Source organism: Crossiella cryophila (assembly GCF_014204915.1).
Taxonomy (GTDB): Bacteria; Actinomycetota; Actinomycetes; order Mycobacteriales; family Pseudonocardiaceae; genus Crossiella; species Crossiella cryophila.
The window spans coordinates 2,913,650-2,930,000 of record NZ_JACHMH010000001.1 but is presented as its reverse complement, the minus strand read 5'-3'; the positions used below and the strand labels follow the sequence as shown (position 1 = coordinate 2,930,000).

Genomic DNA, 16,351 nt, shown 5'->3' with positions numbered 1-16,351 from the left:
CCAGCGCGGTGCGGTCACCGGGCACGCCCTCGGCGCGGTGCAGCGAGACCACGCAGTCGGCGGCGTCGAGCAGGGTGTCGCCGTGGCTCTCCTCGACCAGGATGATCCGCGGGTCGGCCGCGGTGGCCAGGCGGAGGCGCTCGGCGGCTTCCGGATGTTGTTGCGCGCCGTTGACCAGCAGCAACAGGTGCACGTCATGCCGGTCGGGGAAGGCGGCCAGGAAGGCGGCGACCAGGCCGAGCGCGTTGCCCTGGCGTTCGGCGGAGTGGTCGACGGTGGCGGCGAACACCACGCCGTCGGCCAGGCCGACCCGGTCCCTGGCGATGGCGCGGCTGTCCGCGTCCACCGCGCCGCGGTCCACCACCGGCAGCGGCATGGTGCGCACCGGCGGCCAGCCGGTGCGTTGCAGTGCGTTGCGGCTGCTGTCGGAGGCGACCCACAGCTCACTGGCCGGGCCGGGGCGCGCGCCGGGTTCGGGCAGCACGTTGATCACGTACCGGTCGGCGGGCGGGGTGGGCGCGCCGGCGCAGCGCAGCACCACCGGGTAGCTCGGTTCGTCGGCCGAGGGCAGGCCGGAAGCCCGCACCGCGGCCCGCAGCAGCTCGGCCTCCGGTCCGAAACCGACCACGCTCACGCCGAGCTGGTCGATCAGGATCGGGCCGCGCCCGGCGTCGGCGCGCGGCACCGCGCCGGGGTGCAGGCGGCCGGTGGCCACCCCGGCCCCGGCACACCACTCGCGGAAGCCGGCGGCGTCGCCGTCGAAGGGGTCCGGGTAGCGCTCGCGGAGCGCGGTGTCCTCCCGCCACAGGGCCGCTGCCCAGCGGGAACCACCGGCGGCGGCCTGGATCGGGTCGCCGGGCGCGCAGGCCCAGCGCAGGAACTCGGCCGCGGTGACGCCGAAGGCAGGCGGCGGCGCGGCGTCGGCGCCCTGGGCGCTCTGCCAGTCCCGGCGCAGCTGCGCGGGCAGCGGGATGCCGTCGCCGACGGTGCCGAAGCGGTAGGCCACCGGGTGCGCGGTGTGTCCGGCCCGGACCAGGTCGTTGCGGTAGCCGGCGCAGAGTTCGGCCAGCGGCGGGTGCTCGGAGAGCAGGATCCGCGGGCGGTCGGCGAGTTCGGCGGAGAGCAGCCACGGGCGCTGCGGGTCGAACCCGGCGAAGTGCACGGTGCGCAGCGGGGTCTGGTCGACCAGCAGGGTGCCCGCCTCGTCGCGGCGGACCGCGCGCTGGCCGGCGTTCCAGGCGGACACGCCGATGCCGGGGTCGCGCAGCACGTGGTGGTCGACCAGGGCGGGCGCGCCGTCGAGGAAGGCGCCCGCGGCGTCGGGGGCCTCGCGGACCTGTTCGGCCCAGGTGTCCAGGAACTCCTCCGCGCCGGGGGTGACCGCGAGGAAGCCGGGGTCGAAGGTGCCGGCGGCGAGCAGTTCGGCCGGGCCGGGGCGGCGGCCGTCGCGGGGCAGCGGGCGCAGCACGCGCGGGACCAGCACCACCGGCACCCTGGCGGCGGCGGTGAGCACCTGCTCGGCGACCGAGTCGAGCACGACCACGCTCGGGTCCAGGTAGAGCACCGGGCCGCCCTCGCCGATGAGGTGGGCGAGCAGCCGGGGCTGCAGCACCGCGCACAGCTCGCGCGCGGTGCACGCGGTGGCCAGGCGGTGCAGTTCCTCGGTGGACACACCGATGTCGGCCGGGGTCAGCACCCCTGGCCCGGCGGCGTCCGGATCGGCGTCCACCACCAGCGCGATGAACTGGCCGTCCTGGTGGTTGCCGAGGAAGGAGGTGGTGAGCACGCGGACCGCGGGCAGCTGGGCCCTGGTGGCCACCGTGCAGGCGCGCAGCACCACCGGGGGCGCGGCCGCGGGCTCGGGCGTGACCGCCGGTTGCGGCGGGTCGGGCAGCTCGACACGCGGCACGGCCAACGGCTGGGCGGTGACGAAGGTTTCGGTCACATCGGCCAACCTAGCCGCCGCCGGGTCGTTCCCCGAGTCCGCGGAAACATCCTGTTGATCACTCAACGGGCGGCCCCAAGATCGTTGACGGCGAGCCCCGGCAGGAGTAGCGGGGCTCGGCGGACCGGGTTGACCTGCTCGAAAGCCGCGGCGATGGCGAGCACTCCGGCGTCCTGCCAGCGGCTCGCGAAGATGGACAGGCCGACCGGGAGGGGCCCGGCGAATCCTGCCGGAACTGACACGTTCGGGTAACCCGCGACCGCGGCCGGGGTGGAGGAGCTGAGCCGGTAGTCATCGCCCGCCGGGTAGTCGGTGCGCCAGGCCGGGGCGTTGCTGGGTGAGATGAGCGCGTCGAGTTGTTGGGCGGCAAGGGTTTCGTCGATGGCGGCGCGGGCCAGCCGGGTGATCCGGGCACGCTGGGCCAGGTAGCCGGGGTCGGTGCGGGCCGGTGCGGTCAGGGCTTTCTCGAGCAGTTCCTGGCCGAACCGGGCTAACTCGATCGGGTCCGCGCGGTTGAACTCGACCAGGTCGGCGAGGGTGCGCGGGCCGCAGGGGAACGGCGGGCAGGCGGCCAGGTAGCGCTCCAGGTCGTGCCGGAATTCGGTGAGCAGGCAGGGGAACTCGCCGTCGGTGATCTCCCGCTGGTGCGGCAGGCCGACCTCGAGCACGGTGGCGCCCGCTCCGCGCAGTGCCTCGACCGCCGCTGAGATCACCTGGTCAGCGGCCGGGTCGACACCGGCCTGCCGCCACAGGCCGAGGCGGAGTCCGGCCAGTGCGACGGGGGCGGCGTGCCAGGGTGGGATGGCGTGGGTGGCCGGGTCGGCGGGGTCGCGGCCGCGCAGCACGGCCAGGGTGAGCGCGACGTCGATCACATGCCGGGCCAGCGGGCCCGCGGTGTCCTGTTCGGCCGAGATGGGGATCACACCGGTGCGGCTGATCAGGCCGAGGGTGGGTTTGAGGCCGACCACGCCGGTGGCGCCGGCCGGGCAGACGATCGAGCCGTCGGTCTCGGTGCCGATGGCGACCTGGGCCAGCGAGGCGGCGACCGCGACCGCGGAGCCGGAGGAGGAACCGGCCGGGTTGTGGTCCAGCACATGGGGGTTCGCGGTCTGCCCGCCCAGCGCGGACCAGCCGGAGGTGGAGCCGGTGGAGCGGAAGTTGGCCCACTCGGACAGGTTGGTCTTGCCCAGGATGATCGCGCCGGCGGCCTTGAGCGCGCGGACCAGCACGGCGTCGGCCGGCTGGTGGTGACGCAGTGCGCGGGAGCCCGCGGTGGTGGTGCCCGCGCCGATGTTGTCCTTGAGCAGCACCGGGATGCCGTCCAGCGGACCAATCCGGTGGCCGGTGCGATGGCGTTCGTCGCTGGCGCGGGCCGCGGTCAGGGCGGCGGGTTCGGTGCGGATGACCGAGCGCAGCCGCGGGTCAAGGGTGTGGATCCGGTGCAGGTAGGCGGTGGTCAGCTCGGTCGGGGTGAACTCCCCCGTGGCCATCCGGGACTGCAGCCTGGGGATGGTGGCCGCGTCCAGCTCACCCGCGAGGGTGGTGACCATCCGGAGGCGGCGCATGCCTCCACCTCATCCTCCGGATGGTCCAGCGGTCAAGGGGTCTACAGCATGGGGAGGTAAGTGCGCAGCTCATACGGGGTGACCTGGCGGCGGTAGGCGTCCCACTCCGCGCGCTTGTTGCGCAGGAAGTAGTCGAAGACGCCCTCGCCCAGGGTTTCCGCGAGCAGTTCGGAGTTCTCCATGGCGGTCAGTGCCTCGGTGAGGTTCTGCGGCAGGCTGTCGTAGCCCGCCGCGCGGCGCTCGGTCTCGGTGAGCGACCACACGTCGTCCTCGGTGGGCGGTGCGAGTTCGTAGCCCTCGCGCACGCCCTTGAGCCCGGCGGCCAGTACCACCGCGTAGGCCAGGTACGGGTTGCAGGCCGAGTCGATGCTGCGGATCTCCACCCGTCGCGAGGACGCCTTGCCAGGGGAGTACATCGGCACCCGGACCAGCGCGGACCGGTTGGCGTGGCCCCAGCAGACCGCGGTCGGGGCCTCGCCGCCGACGATGAGCCGCTTGTAGGAGTTGACCCACTGGTTGGTGACCGCGCTGATCTCGCGGGCGTGCTTGAGCAGCCCGGCCACGAACGCCTTGCCGGTGCCGGACAGCTCGTAGGGGTCCTCGCTGTCGTAGAAGGCGTTGCGGTCGCCCTCGAACAGGCTGACGTGGGTGTGCATGCCCGAACCCGGCTGGTCGGAGAAGGGTTTGGGCATGAAGGAGGCGCGCACGCCGTCCTTGATCGCCACCTCCTTCACCACGTACCGGAAGGTCATCACGTTGTCGGCCATGGTCAGCGCGTCGGCGTAGCGCAGGTCGATCTCCTGCTGGCCGGGCGCGCCCTCGTGGTGGCTGAACTCCACCGAGATGCCCATGGCCTCCAGCGCCTCGATGGCGTGCCGGCGGAAGTGCGGGGCGGTGTCGTGGCTGGCCTGGTCGAAGTAGCCGCCGTTGTCCGCGGGCTCGGGTTCGGTTCCGTCGTTGGTGAGCTTGCTGAGCAGGAAGAACTCGATCTCGGGGTGCACGTAGCAGGTGAACCCGGCCTCGCTGGCCTTGGACAGGGTGCGGCGCAGCACGTGCCGGGGGTCCGACCAGCAGGGCGAGCCGTCGGGCATGGTGATGTCGCAGAACATGCGCGCGGAGTAGAGCTGGCCGTCCGCGGTCTCCCATGGCAGCACCTGGAAGGTGGCCGGGTCGGGTTTGGCGACCATGTCGGACTCATAGACCCTGGCGAAGCCCTCGATCGCCGAGCCGTCGAAGCCGATGCCCTCGGCGAAGGCGCCCTCCAACTCGGCCGGGGCGACGGCTACCGACTTGAGGAAGCCGAGCACGTCGGTGAACCACAGCCGGACGAACCGGATGTCGCGTTCCTCCAGCGTGCGCAGCACGAATTCCTGCTGGCGATCCATGGCGTAACCCTAAATGCTCGGTAGCGGGACTTGTGTCGATGTTGTGGTGTGCCGCTCAACCCGGACAGCGGGTGTTGTCCGAGGGCGGGGTGCCGTCGAGCAGGTAGCGGGTGACCGGGTCGTCCACGCACTTGTTGCCGCGCAGCAGGAACGCGCCGTGCTGGGTGGCCTCCACGGTGACCAGGTGCGCGTTGAGCGCCTTGGCCAGGTCGATGCCTGCCTGATGCGGGGTGGCCGGGTCGCCGGTGGTGGAGACCACGACGGTGCGCGGCAGGCCGTCGGCCTTGGGCTGGTGCGGCTTGCTGGTGGGCGGGACCGGCCAGTGCGCGCACACGTCCAGCGCGGCCACCGGCGGTTCCGGGTCGGGCTTGCCGCCGCGGATCTCGCGCAGCTTCTCGGCGATCTTGCGGGTGTTCGCCTCGACCTGGGCGCGGTCGGTGACCGGCGGGGTGTCCACGCAGTTCACCGCGGTGAGCAGGTCGGTGTCCCCGGCGTAGCTGCCGTCCTCGGCGCGGCCCAGGTAGGCATCGGCGAAGGCGAGCACGAGTTCGCCCTGACCGGCCTGCAGGGCGAGCAGCGCGAGGTTGAGGGTGGGCCACTGCTCCTGGGTGTAGAGCGCGGCGGTCATCGCGATGCCGACGTCGTTGGCCGAGAGTTTGCGGGCGCCGACCTTGAGCGGGGTCTTCTTCAGCGGCTTGGTGAGCTTGTCCAGGTTGTCCTCGGCCAGCTCCGGCTTGCGGCCCAGCGCGCAGGCGGCCTGTTTGGCGCAGTCCTTGGCGAAGGCGGCGAAGGCCTTGGCGAAGCCCTCCTCCTGGGCGAGCTGGGCGGCGGCGAGGTCCTGGTTCGGGTCGACCGCGCCGTCCAGCACCATCGCGCGGACCTTGTCCGGGTGGTTCTCGGCGTAGGCGGTGCCGATCCGGGTGCCGTAGGAGTAGCCGACGTAGCTGAGCTTGGCATCACCCAGGGCGGCGCGCAGCAGGTCAAGGTCCTTGGCGACCTCGCGGGTGCCGAGCACGGCGAGCACGTCCTTGCCGGTGCGTTCGGCGCACTTGTCCGCGACCTGCTTGGTCTCGGCCTCGGTCCTGGCGACCGCGTCCGGCGCGGCCGGGTCGATGTGGACCAGGCGCTGGGCGTCGCGTTCGGCCGCGTCCAGGCAGCGGACCTTGGGTTCGGAGGCGCCGACCCCGCGCGGGTCGAAGCCGATCAGGTCGAAGCGCTTGCGCAGTTCGACCATCTTGGGGCCCTCGACGGCGAGGTGGCTCATGCCGGACTGGCCGGGTCCGCCCGGGTTGAACACCAGCGAGCCGATCCGGTTGGCCTGCTCGGTGGCGGCCACCCTGAGCACGCCAAGGGAGATCGTCTTCTCCCCCGGTTTGGCGTGGTCCAGCGGCGCGGTGAGCTTGGCGCACTCCAGGCCCTGACCGGCGAATGCCTCCTGTTGCTGGCTGGAGGCGGCCAGCGGCGGGCACGGGCCCCAGCTCAGTTTCTGCGCGTACAGCTTGTCCAGCGCCGGATCGGTCTTGGCTGGTTCCGGGGCGCTCGGCGTGCACGCGGCCAGCAGCAGGAGCGCGGCGAGCAGGCCGGTGGCTTTCAGGGTCACGGCGTCACTCTGCCCGGTGGCCCCGGCGACCGCCCGCCGGGGCCGTCGAAGTTCAGCCGATGCAGCGGGTGTCCGGGGCGGGCAGGGCCAGCTCGGTCAGGTAGGCGGTGCCCGCGGTGTCCACGCACTGGTTGCCCTGGGCGAACACGGTGTGCTGGGCGCCGACGAAGGTCAGCAGCGCGCCGCTGAGCGCCTGGGCCAGTTCGATCCCGGCCTGGTAGGGCGTTGCCGGGTCGCCGGTGGTGGAGATGACCAGGACCTTGGGCAGGCCGTCGACCTTGGGCAGGTGCGGCTGGCTGGTCACCGGGACCGGCCAGAACGCGCAGGCGTCCCTGGCCGGGCTGGGCGGGTTGCCGTCGTCGAGGAAGGGGGCCGCGGCGCGGTAGCGGCGGTTCAGTTCGCGACGCTGGTCCGGGTCGGTGATCCGGGGGTCGTCCACGCAGCGGATCGCGGTGAACACGTCGTTGAGGTTGCTGTACTTCCCGTCCGCGCCGCGGCCGTAGTAGGTGTCGGCCAGTTGCATCAGGGTGTCGCCCTTGCCCTGTTTCAGCTCGGCCAGTCCGGTGCGCAGCAGCTCCCAGAGCTGCTTGCTGTACATCGCCTGGATCACCGCGGTGGTGGCGTCGGAGTAGGACAGCTTGCGGCCGCCGCTCACCTCCGCCGGCTTGCCGGCCAGCGGTTTCACCAGGTCCTGGTAGGCCTTGACGGCCATGCCCGCGCTGCCGAAGGGGCAACTGGGATAGCGGGCGCAGTCGGCGGCGAAGGTGTCGAACGCCTTCTGGAAGCCGTGGCCCTGGGCCACGAGTTCGGCGGCCGGGTCCTGGTCGGGGTCGAGCGCGCCGTCGAGGATCATCGCCCGCACGTTGCCGGGGAACGCCTCGGCGTAGGCGGTGCCGATCCGGGTGCCGTAGGAGTAGCCGAGGTAGTTGAGCTTGGGCTCGCCGAGGGCCGAGCGCAGCACGTCGAGGTCCTTGACCACGTCCCTGGTGCCGACATTGGCCAGCATCGCCTCGCCGGCCCGCTGCTGGCACCGGGTGGCCAGTTCCTTCTCCTCGGCCTCGGTCTGGGCGATCTCGGTCGGCGAGCTGTCCAGGTCGAGGTCCAGGCGTTCGGCGTCGCGTTCGGCGTCGGTGCGGCAGCGCACCTGGGGTTCGCTGGCGCCGACCCCGCGCGGGTCGAAGCCGACCAGGTCGAACCGGCGGGCGATCTCCAGCCGCTGGCCTGGGGCGGTGACGCTGGCGCCGAGCTGGGCGGCGGCGCTCATCCCGGAGCCGCCGGGGCCGCCGGGGTTGAGCACCAGCGCGCCGATCCGCCGGGCCGGTTCGGTGGCCGGGCGGCGCAGCAGGCCGAGGCTGATGGTGGGCCCGTCCGGCTTGGCGTAGTCCAGCGGCACGGTCAGCCGCGCGCACTGGGCGTCCCGGCGGGCGAAGGCCAGCGCCTGGTCCTCCCCGCGCACGTAGCCCTCGCAGCGGCCCCAGCCCAGGCGCTGGCCGTAGAAGTTCTCCAGACCTGGCGGCACCGGACCGGCCGGTCCTCGTTGCTCCACCTGGACGGCTTCGGCTGGGCCACCTGCGATGGGGTTCACGCAGGCAGTGGTGAGCAGCAGCACGGCCAGGGCGGGTATCAGGAGCCGGTTCACCTGTTCGATACTGCCAGGCGAAAACTGTCCTGCCTCGGATTTAGGGTCGATCCTGGCAAGCAGATCTCCGTCCTTCACTGGAGTCGTTGGGAGAAGATAGTCAGATGACGCAGTTGCGCATCGCCCTGGCACAGGTCAACGCCTGCGTCGGCGACCTGGTCGGAAACGCGAAGATGGTCGTGGAGTGGACGAGCAAGGCCGTGCAGGCCGGCGCCCACCTGGTGGCCTTCCCCGAGATGGTGCTCACCGGCTACCCGGTGGAGGACCTGGCCCTGCGCGAGTCCTTCGCCGCCGCCTCCAGGGCGGCCGTGGACGAGCTGGCCGAGCGCCTGGCCGCGGCGGGCTGCGGCGACGCGCTCGTGGTGGTCGGCTACCTGGACCGGGACGAGGCGGGTCCGCGCAACGCGGCCGCGCTGATCCAGGACGGCAAGGTGGTCGCCAGGTGCGCCAAGCACCACCTGCCCAACTACGGCGTCTTCGACGAGTTCCGGTACTTCGTGCCCGGCCGGACGCTGCCGATCGTGCGCTTCCACGGTGTGGACGTCGGCGTGGTCATCTGCGAGGACATCTGGCAGGACGGCGGACCGGTTGCCGCCTACGGGCAGGCCGGGGTGGACCTGGTGGTCTGCGTGAACGGCTCGCCGTATGAGCGCAACAAGGACGACGTGCGCGGGCCGCTGGTGGCCAGGCGGGCGGCGGAGGCCGGGGCGCCGATGGCGTATGTGAACCTGGTCGGCGGGCAGGACGAGCTGGTCTTCGACGGTGATTCGCTGGTGGTCAGCGCCGAGGGCGAGATCCTGACCAGGGCGCCGCAGTTCGTGGAGCACCTGACCGTGCTCGATCTGGACCTGACCTCGGGCGGGCACACCGGGACCGGCGACATCGGCGGGTTCGAGGTCGGCCGGACCGTGCTCAGCGAGCAGCCGCTGCCCGCGTACGAGGCCCAGCCCGCTCCCCCGGTGGCCGAGCCGCTCAGCGATGAGGCCGAGGTGTGGCACGCGCTGGTCACCGGGCTGCGCGACTACGTCACCAAGAACAAGTTCCGCTCGGTGGTGTTCGGTTTCTCCGGCGGCATCGACTCCGCGGTGGTGGCCGCGCTGGCCGCGGACGCGCTCGGCGCGGACGCGGTGCACGGCGTGTCCATGCCGAGTGAATATTCCTCGGAGCACTCCAGGTCGGACGCGGCCGAGCTGGCCAGGCGGCTGGGCACGCACTACGAGACCAGGGCGATCGGCGAGGTGGTCAAGGTCTTCGTGGAGCAGCTCGGGCTGACCGGGCTGGCCGAGGAGAACGTGCAGGCCCGCGCCCGCGGCGTGACGTTGATGGGGCTGTCCAACCAGCACGGGCACCTGGTGCTGGCCACCGGCAACAAGACCGAGCTGGCGGTGGGGTACTCCACCATCTACGGCGACGCGGTCGGCGGGTTCGCCCCGATCAAGGACGTGCCCAAGACGCTGGTCTGGAAGCTGGCCCGGTGGCGCAACGCCGAGGCGGACAAGCGCGGCGAGGTGCCGCCGATCCCGGAGAACTCGATCTCCAAGCCGCCCTCGGCCGAGCTGCGGCCCGACCAGAAGGACTCCGACAGCCTGCCGGACTACCCGCTGCTGGACGCGGTGCTGGACGAGTACGTCGAGGGCGACAAGGGCTTCACCGAACTGCTCGCGGCCGGCTTCGACCAGGCGCTGGTGGAGCGGGTGCTGCAGCTGGTGGACCGGGCCGAGTACAAGCGCCGCCAGTACCCGCCGGGCACCAAGATCACCTTCAAGGCGTTCGGGCGGGACCGGCGGCTGCCGATCACCAATCTCTGGCGCGAGCACCACAACTAGAGCAGGACCGGGGCCAGCTCGCGGAGCTGGGCCAGGCCGAGTTGGGGCACGCCGAACTCGGTGGCGACGCTGATGCAGACGTGGTCCGCGCCCGCGGTGAACTGGGCGCGGACCCGCTCGGCGATCATCTCGGCGTCGCCGTGCGCGATCATCGCGTCGACCAGGCGGTCGCTGCCGCCGTCGGCGAGGTCGGCCTCGGTGACGCCGGTGAGTTCGGAGATCAGCTGCCAGCGCGAGGACGTGGTGTCGCCCATGGCCAGCCAGGGCGCCAGCGAACTCCGGGCCAGCCGCCGGGCCTCGGCGGGGTCCTCGTGCAGGGTGATGTTCTGGTGCACCACCAGTTTCGCCTCCGGGCCGAGTCGTTCGCGCAGGTAGGCGGTGTGCTCGACGGGCATGAAGTACGGGTGCGCGCCCCAGGTCCGCTCGGCGGCCAGGTCGGCCATCCGCGGGCCGAGCGCGGCCAGCAGCCGGGGTGATCGCGGTCCTTCGGGGCCGGTCAGCGGGGCGGCGTCCATCGCGTCCAGGTACGCGCGCATGGCCCGCACCGGCGGCTTCCAGGTGTGGCCGCGCTCCTCCATGTAGGCCCGGTTGCTCACGCCGAGACCGAGCGCGAACCGGCCTGGGTATGCCTCGGCGAGCGTGCGTTCGGCCTGGGCCAGGGTGGCCGGGTGGTGCCGGTAGATGATGGCCACCCCGGGCGCGATCACCATCCGCTCGGTGGCGCCGAGCAGCAGCGCGGCCTGGCTGACCGCGTCCCGGCCGTCCATCTCGCCGAACCACAGCGCGCCGTAGCCCAGCTGCTCGATCTCCTGGGCCGCCGCGCGCACCTGCCCCCACGGACTCGCCTCGAATGCCCAGGTCCACACGCCGACCCGCCCCAGTTCCACGCTCATGCCCGCCTCCACTTGCCAACCGGAATAAGATGAGGCCCCCTCCGGATAAGTTACGGAGGCTGCCTCCGATTAGCAAGGGGTGAGCTGTGCGCGCTGATGCCCGGCGAAACTACGAGCGGCTGCTGGCCGTGGCCGACGAGGTGTTCCGGCGGGACGGCACCGAGGCATCCCTCGAGGAGGTGGCGCGCCGGGCCGAGGTCGGCATCGGCACCCTGTACCGGCACTTCCCGACCAGGGACGCGCTGCTGGAGGCGTTGCTGCGGGAGCAGTTCGCGGAGCTGCGGGCCGCGGCCGAACGACTGGCCCAGGTGCCGCCGCGACAGGCCCTGGATGAGTTCCTGCTGTTGTTCACCGCGCGGATCTCGCTCTACCGCGGGCTGCCCGCCTCACTGGTGGCGATGCTGCGCGCGCCGGACACCGCGCTGCACGAGGCCTGTCACGCGATGAACCAGGCGGGCGAGCGGCTGGTCGAGCAGTTGCAGCGGGCCGGGGTGGTGCGCGATGACGTGCCTGCCAAGGACGTGCTCGCGCTGACCGCCTCGGTGGCCTGGCTGGGTGAGCAGACCGGCGACGAGCAGCAGCGGGAACGGCTGCTGCGGGTGGTGACCGACGGGTTCAACGCCCGCAATAGGTAGCCACCGACAGCGGCCCGTACCGGCCCGGCTTGGCCGGTGGCGTGCTGACCGCGGTGGACAGGCCGAGCACCAGCAACACCATCGCGGTGCTCAGGTGCAGGATGTTGTCCGCGGTGGTGGCCAGGAACGGTCCGCTGCTGGTCAGCGCCAGTCCCAGGGTGCCGGCGACCCCGGCCAGCGCCCCGGCGAGCAGCTGCGCGCCGGTGCCGCAGCGACCGCCCGCGGTGCCGCCGACCAGCAGGATCGCGCCCAGCGCCAGGTGCAGCCAGCTGTGCGAGAGATCGGCGGTGAACACTCCGAGCAGGGTGTTTCCCGGCGCGTTCAGCCCGAGCACACCCACCATCAGATAGCCGCCGCCCAGGATGGCGGTCGGCAGCCGGGTGGTGACAACCATGGGGTAGATCCTGCTCCGGAACGGCGTTCCCGGCTGCGAAACGGCGCACACTCGCCGGTTGCGGTCCGATTACCGCCGCCGGCGGCGGCCCGATGTCACCGCCGCCTGCCCAGCGGGCGGGCGAACGGGAACAGCACGGTCTGCCGGATGGACGCGCCGGAGAGCATCATCAGCAGCCGGTCCACGCCGATGCCCAGGCCGCCGGTGGGCGGCATGCCGTACTCCAGCGCGCGCAGGAAGTCCTCGTCCAGCTCCATCGCCTCGACATCGCCGCTGGCCGCGCGCAGTGACTGGGCTTCAAGGCGGTCGCGCTGCTCGACCGGGTCGGTCAGCTCGGAGTAGGCGGTGCCGATCTCGCTGCCGAAGGCGACCAGGTCCCAGCGTTCGGCCAGTCGCGGGTCCACCCGGTGCCTGCGGGTCAGCGGCGAGCCCTCGGCCGGGAAGTCGCGGTAGAACACCGGTGCGCCGGTGCGGGCCTCCACCAGGTGGTCGTAGAGGTGCTGGATGAGCTGGGCGTGCCCGGCGTCATCGGCCACGGTCAGCCCGGCGCGCTGGTTGTGCGCACGCAGTTCGGCCCGGCTGCTGTCCGGGGTGACCTCCTCGCCGAGCGCGGTGGAGATCGCCTCGTAGCAACCGATCACCGGCCATTCGCCGGAGAGATCGTGCTCGATCAGCTTGCCCGCGCGGTCGCGCTGCCGGGCGATCGGCGCGCCGTAGGCGGCGGTGGCGGCGCGCTGCACCAGTTCCCTGGTCAGCCGCAGCATGGTGTCGTAGTCGGCGTAGGCCTGGTAGGCCTCCAGCATGGTGAACTCGGGGTTGTGCGTGCCGTCCGCGCCCTCGTTGCGGAAGTTGCGGTTCAGCTCGAAGACCCGGTCCACCCCGGCCACGCACAGCCGCTTGAGGTACAGCTCGGGCGCGATCCGCAGGTACATCCGCATGTCGTAGGCGTTGATGTGGGTGACGAACGGGCGCGCGTTGGCCCCGCCGTGCACCGCCTGCAGCATCGGGGTCTCGACCTCGAGGTACTCCCGGTCGTGCAGGAAGTCGCGGACCGAGCGGATCACCGTGCTGCGCAGCCGCAGCATCTGTCCCGCGTCCGGGTTGACCGCCAGGTCCAGGTAGCGCTGCCGGACCTTGGCCTCCGGGTCGGACAGGCCCTTACGCCTATCCGGCAACGGGTGCAGGCACTTGGCGGTCATCTCCCACTCGGTGGCCAGCACGGACAGCTCGCCGCGCCGGGTGGTCACCACCTGGCCGATCACCCCGACCTGGTCGCCGATGTCCACGGCCAGCTTCCAGTCGTCCAGCAGCGCCTTGCCCAGGGTGTCCACCGCGAGCATCACCTGGAGTTCGCCGGTGAGATCGCGCAGCACCGCGAAGCAGAGCTGACCGAGTTCGCGCTTGGCCACCACCCGCCCGGCGACGCGCACCCGCACGCCGGTGTGGCTGTCCGGGGCCAGGCCGTCGTGCGCGACGCGGATCTCGCCAAGGGTGCGGTCGCGGTCGAAGTTCACCGGGTACGGGTCGATGCCCAGTTCCCGCAACCGGTCCAGCTTGCGGCGGCGCACCCGGACCTGCTCGGGCAGCCGGGCGGCCGGGGCGCGCACGGTGCGGGCGCGTTCCTCGATCTGGGCGACCTGGCGGACGAACTCCGCGGCCACCTCGCCGGTGCGCAGGTCGCGGGCGGAGTTGCGGCGCAGGCTGCGGGTGGCCGGCAGGAAACCCTCGGCGACCCCGGCCACGATGCTGACCCTCGGCAGTTTCCGGGAGCCGGGGAAGCACACGTACCGCGGTTCCCAGCGCGGGCCGTACTTGGCGTTGGCCCGGTAGAGCGATTCCAGCTGGAAGACCCGGGAGAACAGGCTCAGCACCCGTTTCCACAGCCGCAGCACCGGCCCGGCGCCCAGTTGCGCGCCCTCCTCGAACACCGCCCGGAACATCGCGAAGTTCAGCGAGATGCGTTGCACGCCAAGGCGTCCGCTGGCCGCGGCCAGTTCGGAGACGAGGAACTCGTTGAGCCCGTTCTCGGCCTGCCGGTCCCGCCGCATCAGGTCGAGGGACAGGCCGGTGCGGCCCCAGGGCACGAAGGAGAGCAGGCCGCGCAGCTTGCCGCCTGCGTCGTAGGCCTCGACCATCACGCAGCGCCCGTCGCTGGCGTCGTCCAGGCGGCCCAGCGCCATGGAGAACCCGCGCTCGCTGCCCTCGCCGCGCCACTCCTGGGCCAGGTCGACCAGTTTGCCCAGCTCATGCGGTGGGATCTCGCCGTGCCGGCGGATCCGCGCGGTGTACCCGGCGCGTTCCAGCCTGCTCACCGCCTGCCGGACCGCGCGGCGGTGCCTGCCGGTGAGGCTGAAGTCGCGGACCTCCAGGATCGCCTCGTCGCCGATCTCCAGCACCTTCAGCCCGGCCGCGGCGTAGGCGTGCGCGCCGTCCTCGGAGGCGCCAAGCACCCCTGGCACCCAGCCGTAGCGGCGGGCCTCGGCCAGCCAGGCGTGGATGGCCTGCGGCCAGTAGTCCGGGTCACCGAGCGGATCACCGCTGGCCAGGCTGGTGCCGCCGAGCACCCGGTAGGTGACCGCGGCCTGCGCGTTCGGCGCGAACAGCACGCTCTTGTCCCGGCGGGTGGCGAAGTAGCCGAGTGAGTCGCGTTCGCCGTGCTCGGCCAGCAGTTCGCGCAGCCGCAGCTCCTCGGCCGGGGACATCAGCCGCTGGGTGCGCACACCGCGGAAGAACACCGCCAGCGCGTAGCCCAGCGCCACCGCGCTGAGTAGGCTGAGCGTGACACTGAGCGAACCTGGCCCGTCCACCACGCCGAGCTGGCGGGCCGGCGGGATCTCGCCGGTGACCTGGTTGAGCACCCACAACAGCCGGTCGGTCGGCTCGAAGGCGGAGACCGGGTACAGGTGGGTCAGGCCCCAGCCGATCCAGACCACCAGGACCATGCCGGAGCCGAGCATGGCCAGCGCCCGCCGCCAGGCGCCGATGGCCAGCCGGGCCGGGAAGGCCGGGATGAGCAGCAGCAGGAACACCGAGATGGCCACCGTGACCAGTGGCCGCCACCAGATGTCGCCTGCCAGCCCGTCGACCAGGTCCAGTTGCATGTCCAGTGCCTGCGGGAACAGCCAGTCCAGCAGCAGCACGGTGAGCGTGATGGTCAGGTTGATCAGCTGGAACAGCAGTAACGCCCACAGCGCGGCCCGTTTGCGCCTGCGCAGTGCCGCGCCGAGCACGGCCAGCACCAGCATGATCACCATGTTCGCCTCGACCGGCAGGCCGAGGGCGTTGAAGACCTCGCCCGCGAGCACGACCGGGGCGTTGTAGTCGTCCTCGGCGACGTCGCCGTGCAGGTCGGTCACGGTGAACAGCAGCAGGCAGGACAGCACGGAGAGCTGCACCACGGTGGCCACGATCCCCGCCGTCCGGCTCTGCCACCTGGGCAGGGCCGTCCGGATCGCCGCTTCGTCCACCGTGTGCCGACTCACGGTGCTCACCGTATTCGATCTGCCGATCCACCCGGTCCGCAGGCGATGCGGCAGGCTGACGGGGTGCCCTCGCTGATCTCCTCGCCCGCCGGGCTGTTGCGGGTCGAGGTGGACGGTCCCGCGACCGCTGACGTGGTCGTGCTCTCCGCCGGGCTCGGCGGCGGCTGGTTCGACTGGCCTGCCGTGGTCCGGCTGCTGGCCGCTGACCTGCGGGTGGTGTGCTTCGACCGGCCCGGCACCGGCGACAGCGGACCTGCGTTGGCCCCGCCAAGCCTGGCCCGTGAGGTGGCCGTGCTGGACGCGGTGCTCGACGCGGTGGGCGCGCCGCGGGCGGTGCTGGTCGGGCATTCCATCGCCGGACTGCACGTGGAGGGCTACGCCCGGCTGCGGCCGGAGCGGGTGGCCGGGGCGGTGCTGCTGGACCCGAGTCCGGAGCCGCCGGGGGTGGGCAGGCCCTTCGACGGCGAGGCGGTCTTCGCCAGGATGCTGCTCGCGTTCGGGCGGGTGCCGGGGATGCGGCGGCTGGGCCGGGCGCTGGCCGGCTGGTCCGGGCCGGCCAGCCGCCGGTCCGTGCTGCGCACCGGCAGCCACACCCACCGCGAGGTGGCCCCGCTGGACCGGATCGAGGCGGTGTACCGGCGGCCGGAGGTGATCGGCGCGATCCTGGACGAGCTGGCCGCCTACCCGGACCTGGTCGCCGAACTGGAGGCGGTGCGGGCCGGGCATCCGCTGCCCGAACTGCCCTGGCTGGTGCTCACCGCGGCGCAGGCCCTCGGCAAGCCGCGGCAGGCCCGGCGGATCCTGGCCTGTCACGCCCGGCTGGCCCGGCTGGTCCCCGGCGGCGCCCACGAACTGGTGCAGCGCTGCGGGCACATGATGCCGCTGGACCGGCCGGACACGGTGGCCGAGGCGGTGCGCCGGGTCAAGGGGGTGTGAAGCTGCTCCCACCGGCGTGCCGACGTGTGCACCACGTGTCACGCTGACCTC

11 protein-coding genes (1 of these 11 only partly in view) are annotated in these 16,351 nt (G+C 72.4%); 3 read left to right on the top strand and 8 right to left on the bottom strand.

Going from position 1 to position 16,351, the window contains the following annotated elements:
* The 5 genes from HNR67_RS46215 to HNR67_RS13665 all read right to left on the bottom strand — a co-directional run.
* Positions 1-1,945: the 5' portion of an FkbM family methyltransferase gene (locus HNR67_RS46215; protein ID WP_185002405.1), read on the bottom strand. It extends 1,739 nt beyond the left edge of the window; the window shows 1,945 of its 3,684 coding nt (coding positions 1-1,945); its start codon is at positions 1,943-1,945; its stop codon lies off the left edge, out of view.
* Positions 1,946-2,007: 62 nt separating this feature from the next.
* Positions 2,008-3,510: an amidase gene (locus tag HNR67_RS13680; protein ID WP_185002404.1), complete on the bottom strand. Its 1,503-nt coding sequence runs from the start codon at positions 3,508-3,510 to the stop codon at positions 2,008-2,010.
* Positions 3,511-3,551: 41 nt separating this feature from the next.
* A complete protein-coding gene (gene glnA / locus HNR67_RS13675) occupies positions 3,552-4,895 on the bottom strand; it encodes a type I glutamate--ammonia ligase (protein ID WP_185002403.1) in 1,344 nt (447 codons plus the stop codon).
* Between the two features lie 55 nt (positions 4,896-4,950).
* Positions 4,951-6,495 carry an alpha/beta hydrolase gene (locus tag HNR67_RS13670; protein WP_312987187.1) on the bottom strand — a complete coding sequence of 515 codons (1,545 nt, stop codon included), beginning with the start codon at positions 6,493-6,495 and terminating at the stop codon, positions 4,951-4,953.
* A gap of 52 nt (positions 6,496-6,547) precedes the next feature.
* On the bottom strand, positions 6,548-8,134 hold the full coding sequence (locus tag HNR67_RS13665; RefSeq protein WP_185002402.1) for an alpha/beta hydrolase: 1,587 nt from the start codon (positions 8,132-8,134) through the stop codon (positions 6,548-6,550).
* 104 nt (positions 8,135-8,238) lie between these two features.
* On the opposite strand from HNR67_RS13665, the gene HNR67_RS13660 reads away from it, so the two are divergent.
* On the top strand, positions 8,239-9,960 hold the full coding sequence (locus HNR67_RS13660) for an NAD+ synthase (RefSeq protein WP_185002401.1): 1,722 nt from the start codon (positions 8,239-8,241) through the stop codon (positions 9,958-9,960).
* Here HNR67_RS13660 and HNR67_RS13655 read toward each other — a convergent pair.
* On the bottom strand, positions 9,957-10,853 hold the full coding sequence (locus HNR67_RS13655; protein ID WP_185002400.1) for a TIGR03620 family F420-dependent LLM class oxidoreductase: 897 nt from the start codon (positions 10,851-10,853) through the stop codon (positions 9,957-9,959). The genes HNR67_RS13660 and HNR67_RS13655 overlap by 4 nt on opposite strands.
* Positions 10,854-10,939: 86 nt before the next feature.
* Here HNR67_RS13655 and HNR67_RS13650 point away from each other — a divergent pair, with 86 nt between their 5' ends.
* Positions 10,940-11,488, top strand: coding sequence for a TetR/AcrR family transcriptional regulator (locus HNR67_RS13650; protein WP_185002399.1), 549 nt, complete (start codon positions 10,940-10,942; stop codon positions 11,486-11,488).
* On the opposite strand, the gene HNR67_RS13645 is transcribed toward HNR67_RS13650, so the two are convergent.
* On the bottom strand, positions 11,469-11,882 hold the full coding sequence (locus tag HNR67_RS13645; protein ID WP_185002398.1) for a DUF4383 domain-containing protein: 414 nt from the start codon (positions 11,880-11,882) through the stop codon (positions 11,469-11,471). The two genes, HNR67_RS13650 and HNR67_RS13645, sit on opposite strands and share 20 nt — an antisense overlap.
* Before the next feature lie 95 nt (positions 11,883-11,977).
* Entirely contained in the window at positions 11,978-15,364 is a 3,387-nt protein-coding gene (lysX, locus tag HNR67_RS13640) for a bifunctional lysylphosphatidylglycerol synthetase/lysine--tRNA ligase LysX (protein WP_312987185.1), read from the bottom strand.
* Between the two features lie 45 nt (positions 15,365-15,409).
* Between lysX and HNR67_RS13635 the strand changes: the two genes are divergently transcribed.
* Positions 15,410-16,300 carry an alpha/beta fold hydrolase gene (locus HNR67_RS13635; RefSeq protein WP_185002397.1) on the top strand — a complete coding sequence of 297 codons (891 nt, stop codon included), beginning with the start codon at positions 15,410-15,412 and terminating at the stop codon, positions 16,298-16,300.
* Positions 16,301-16,351: the final 51 nt, after the last annotated feature.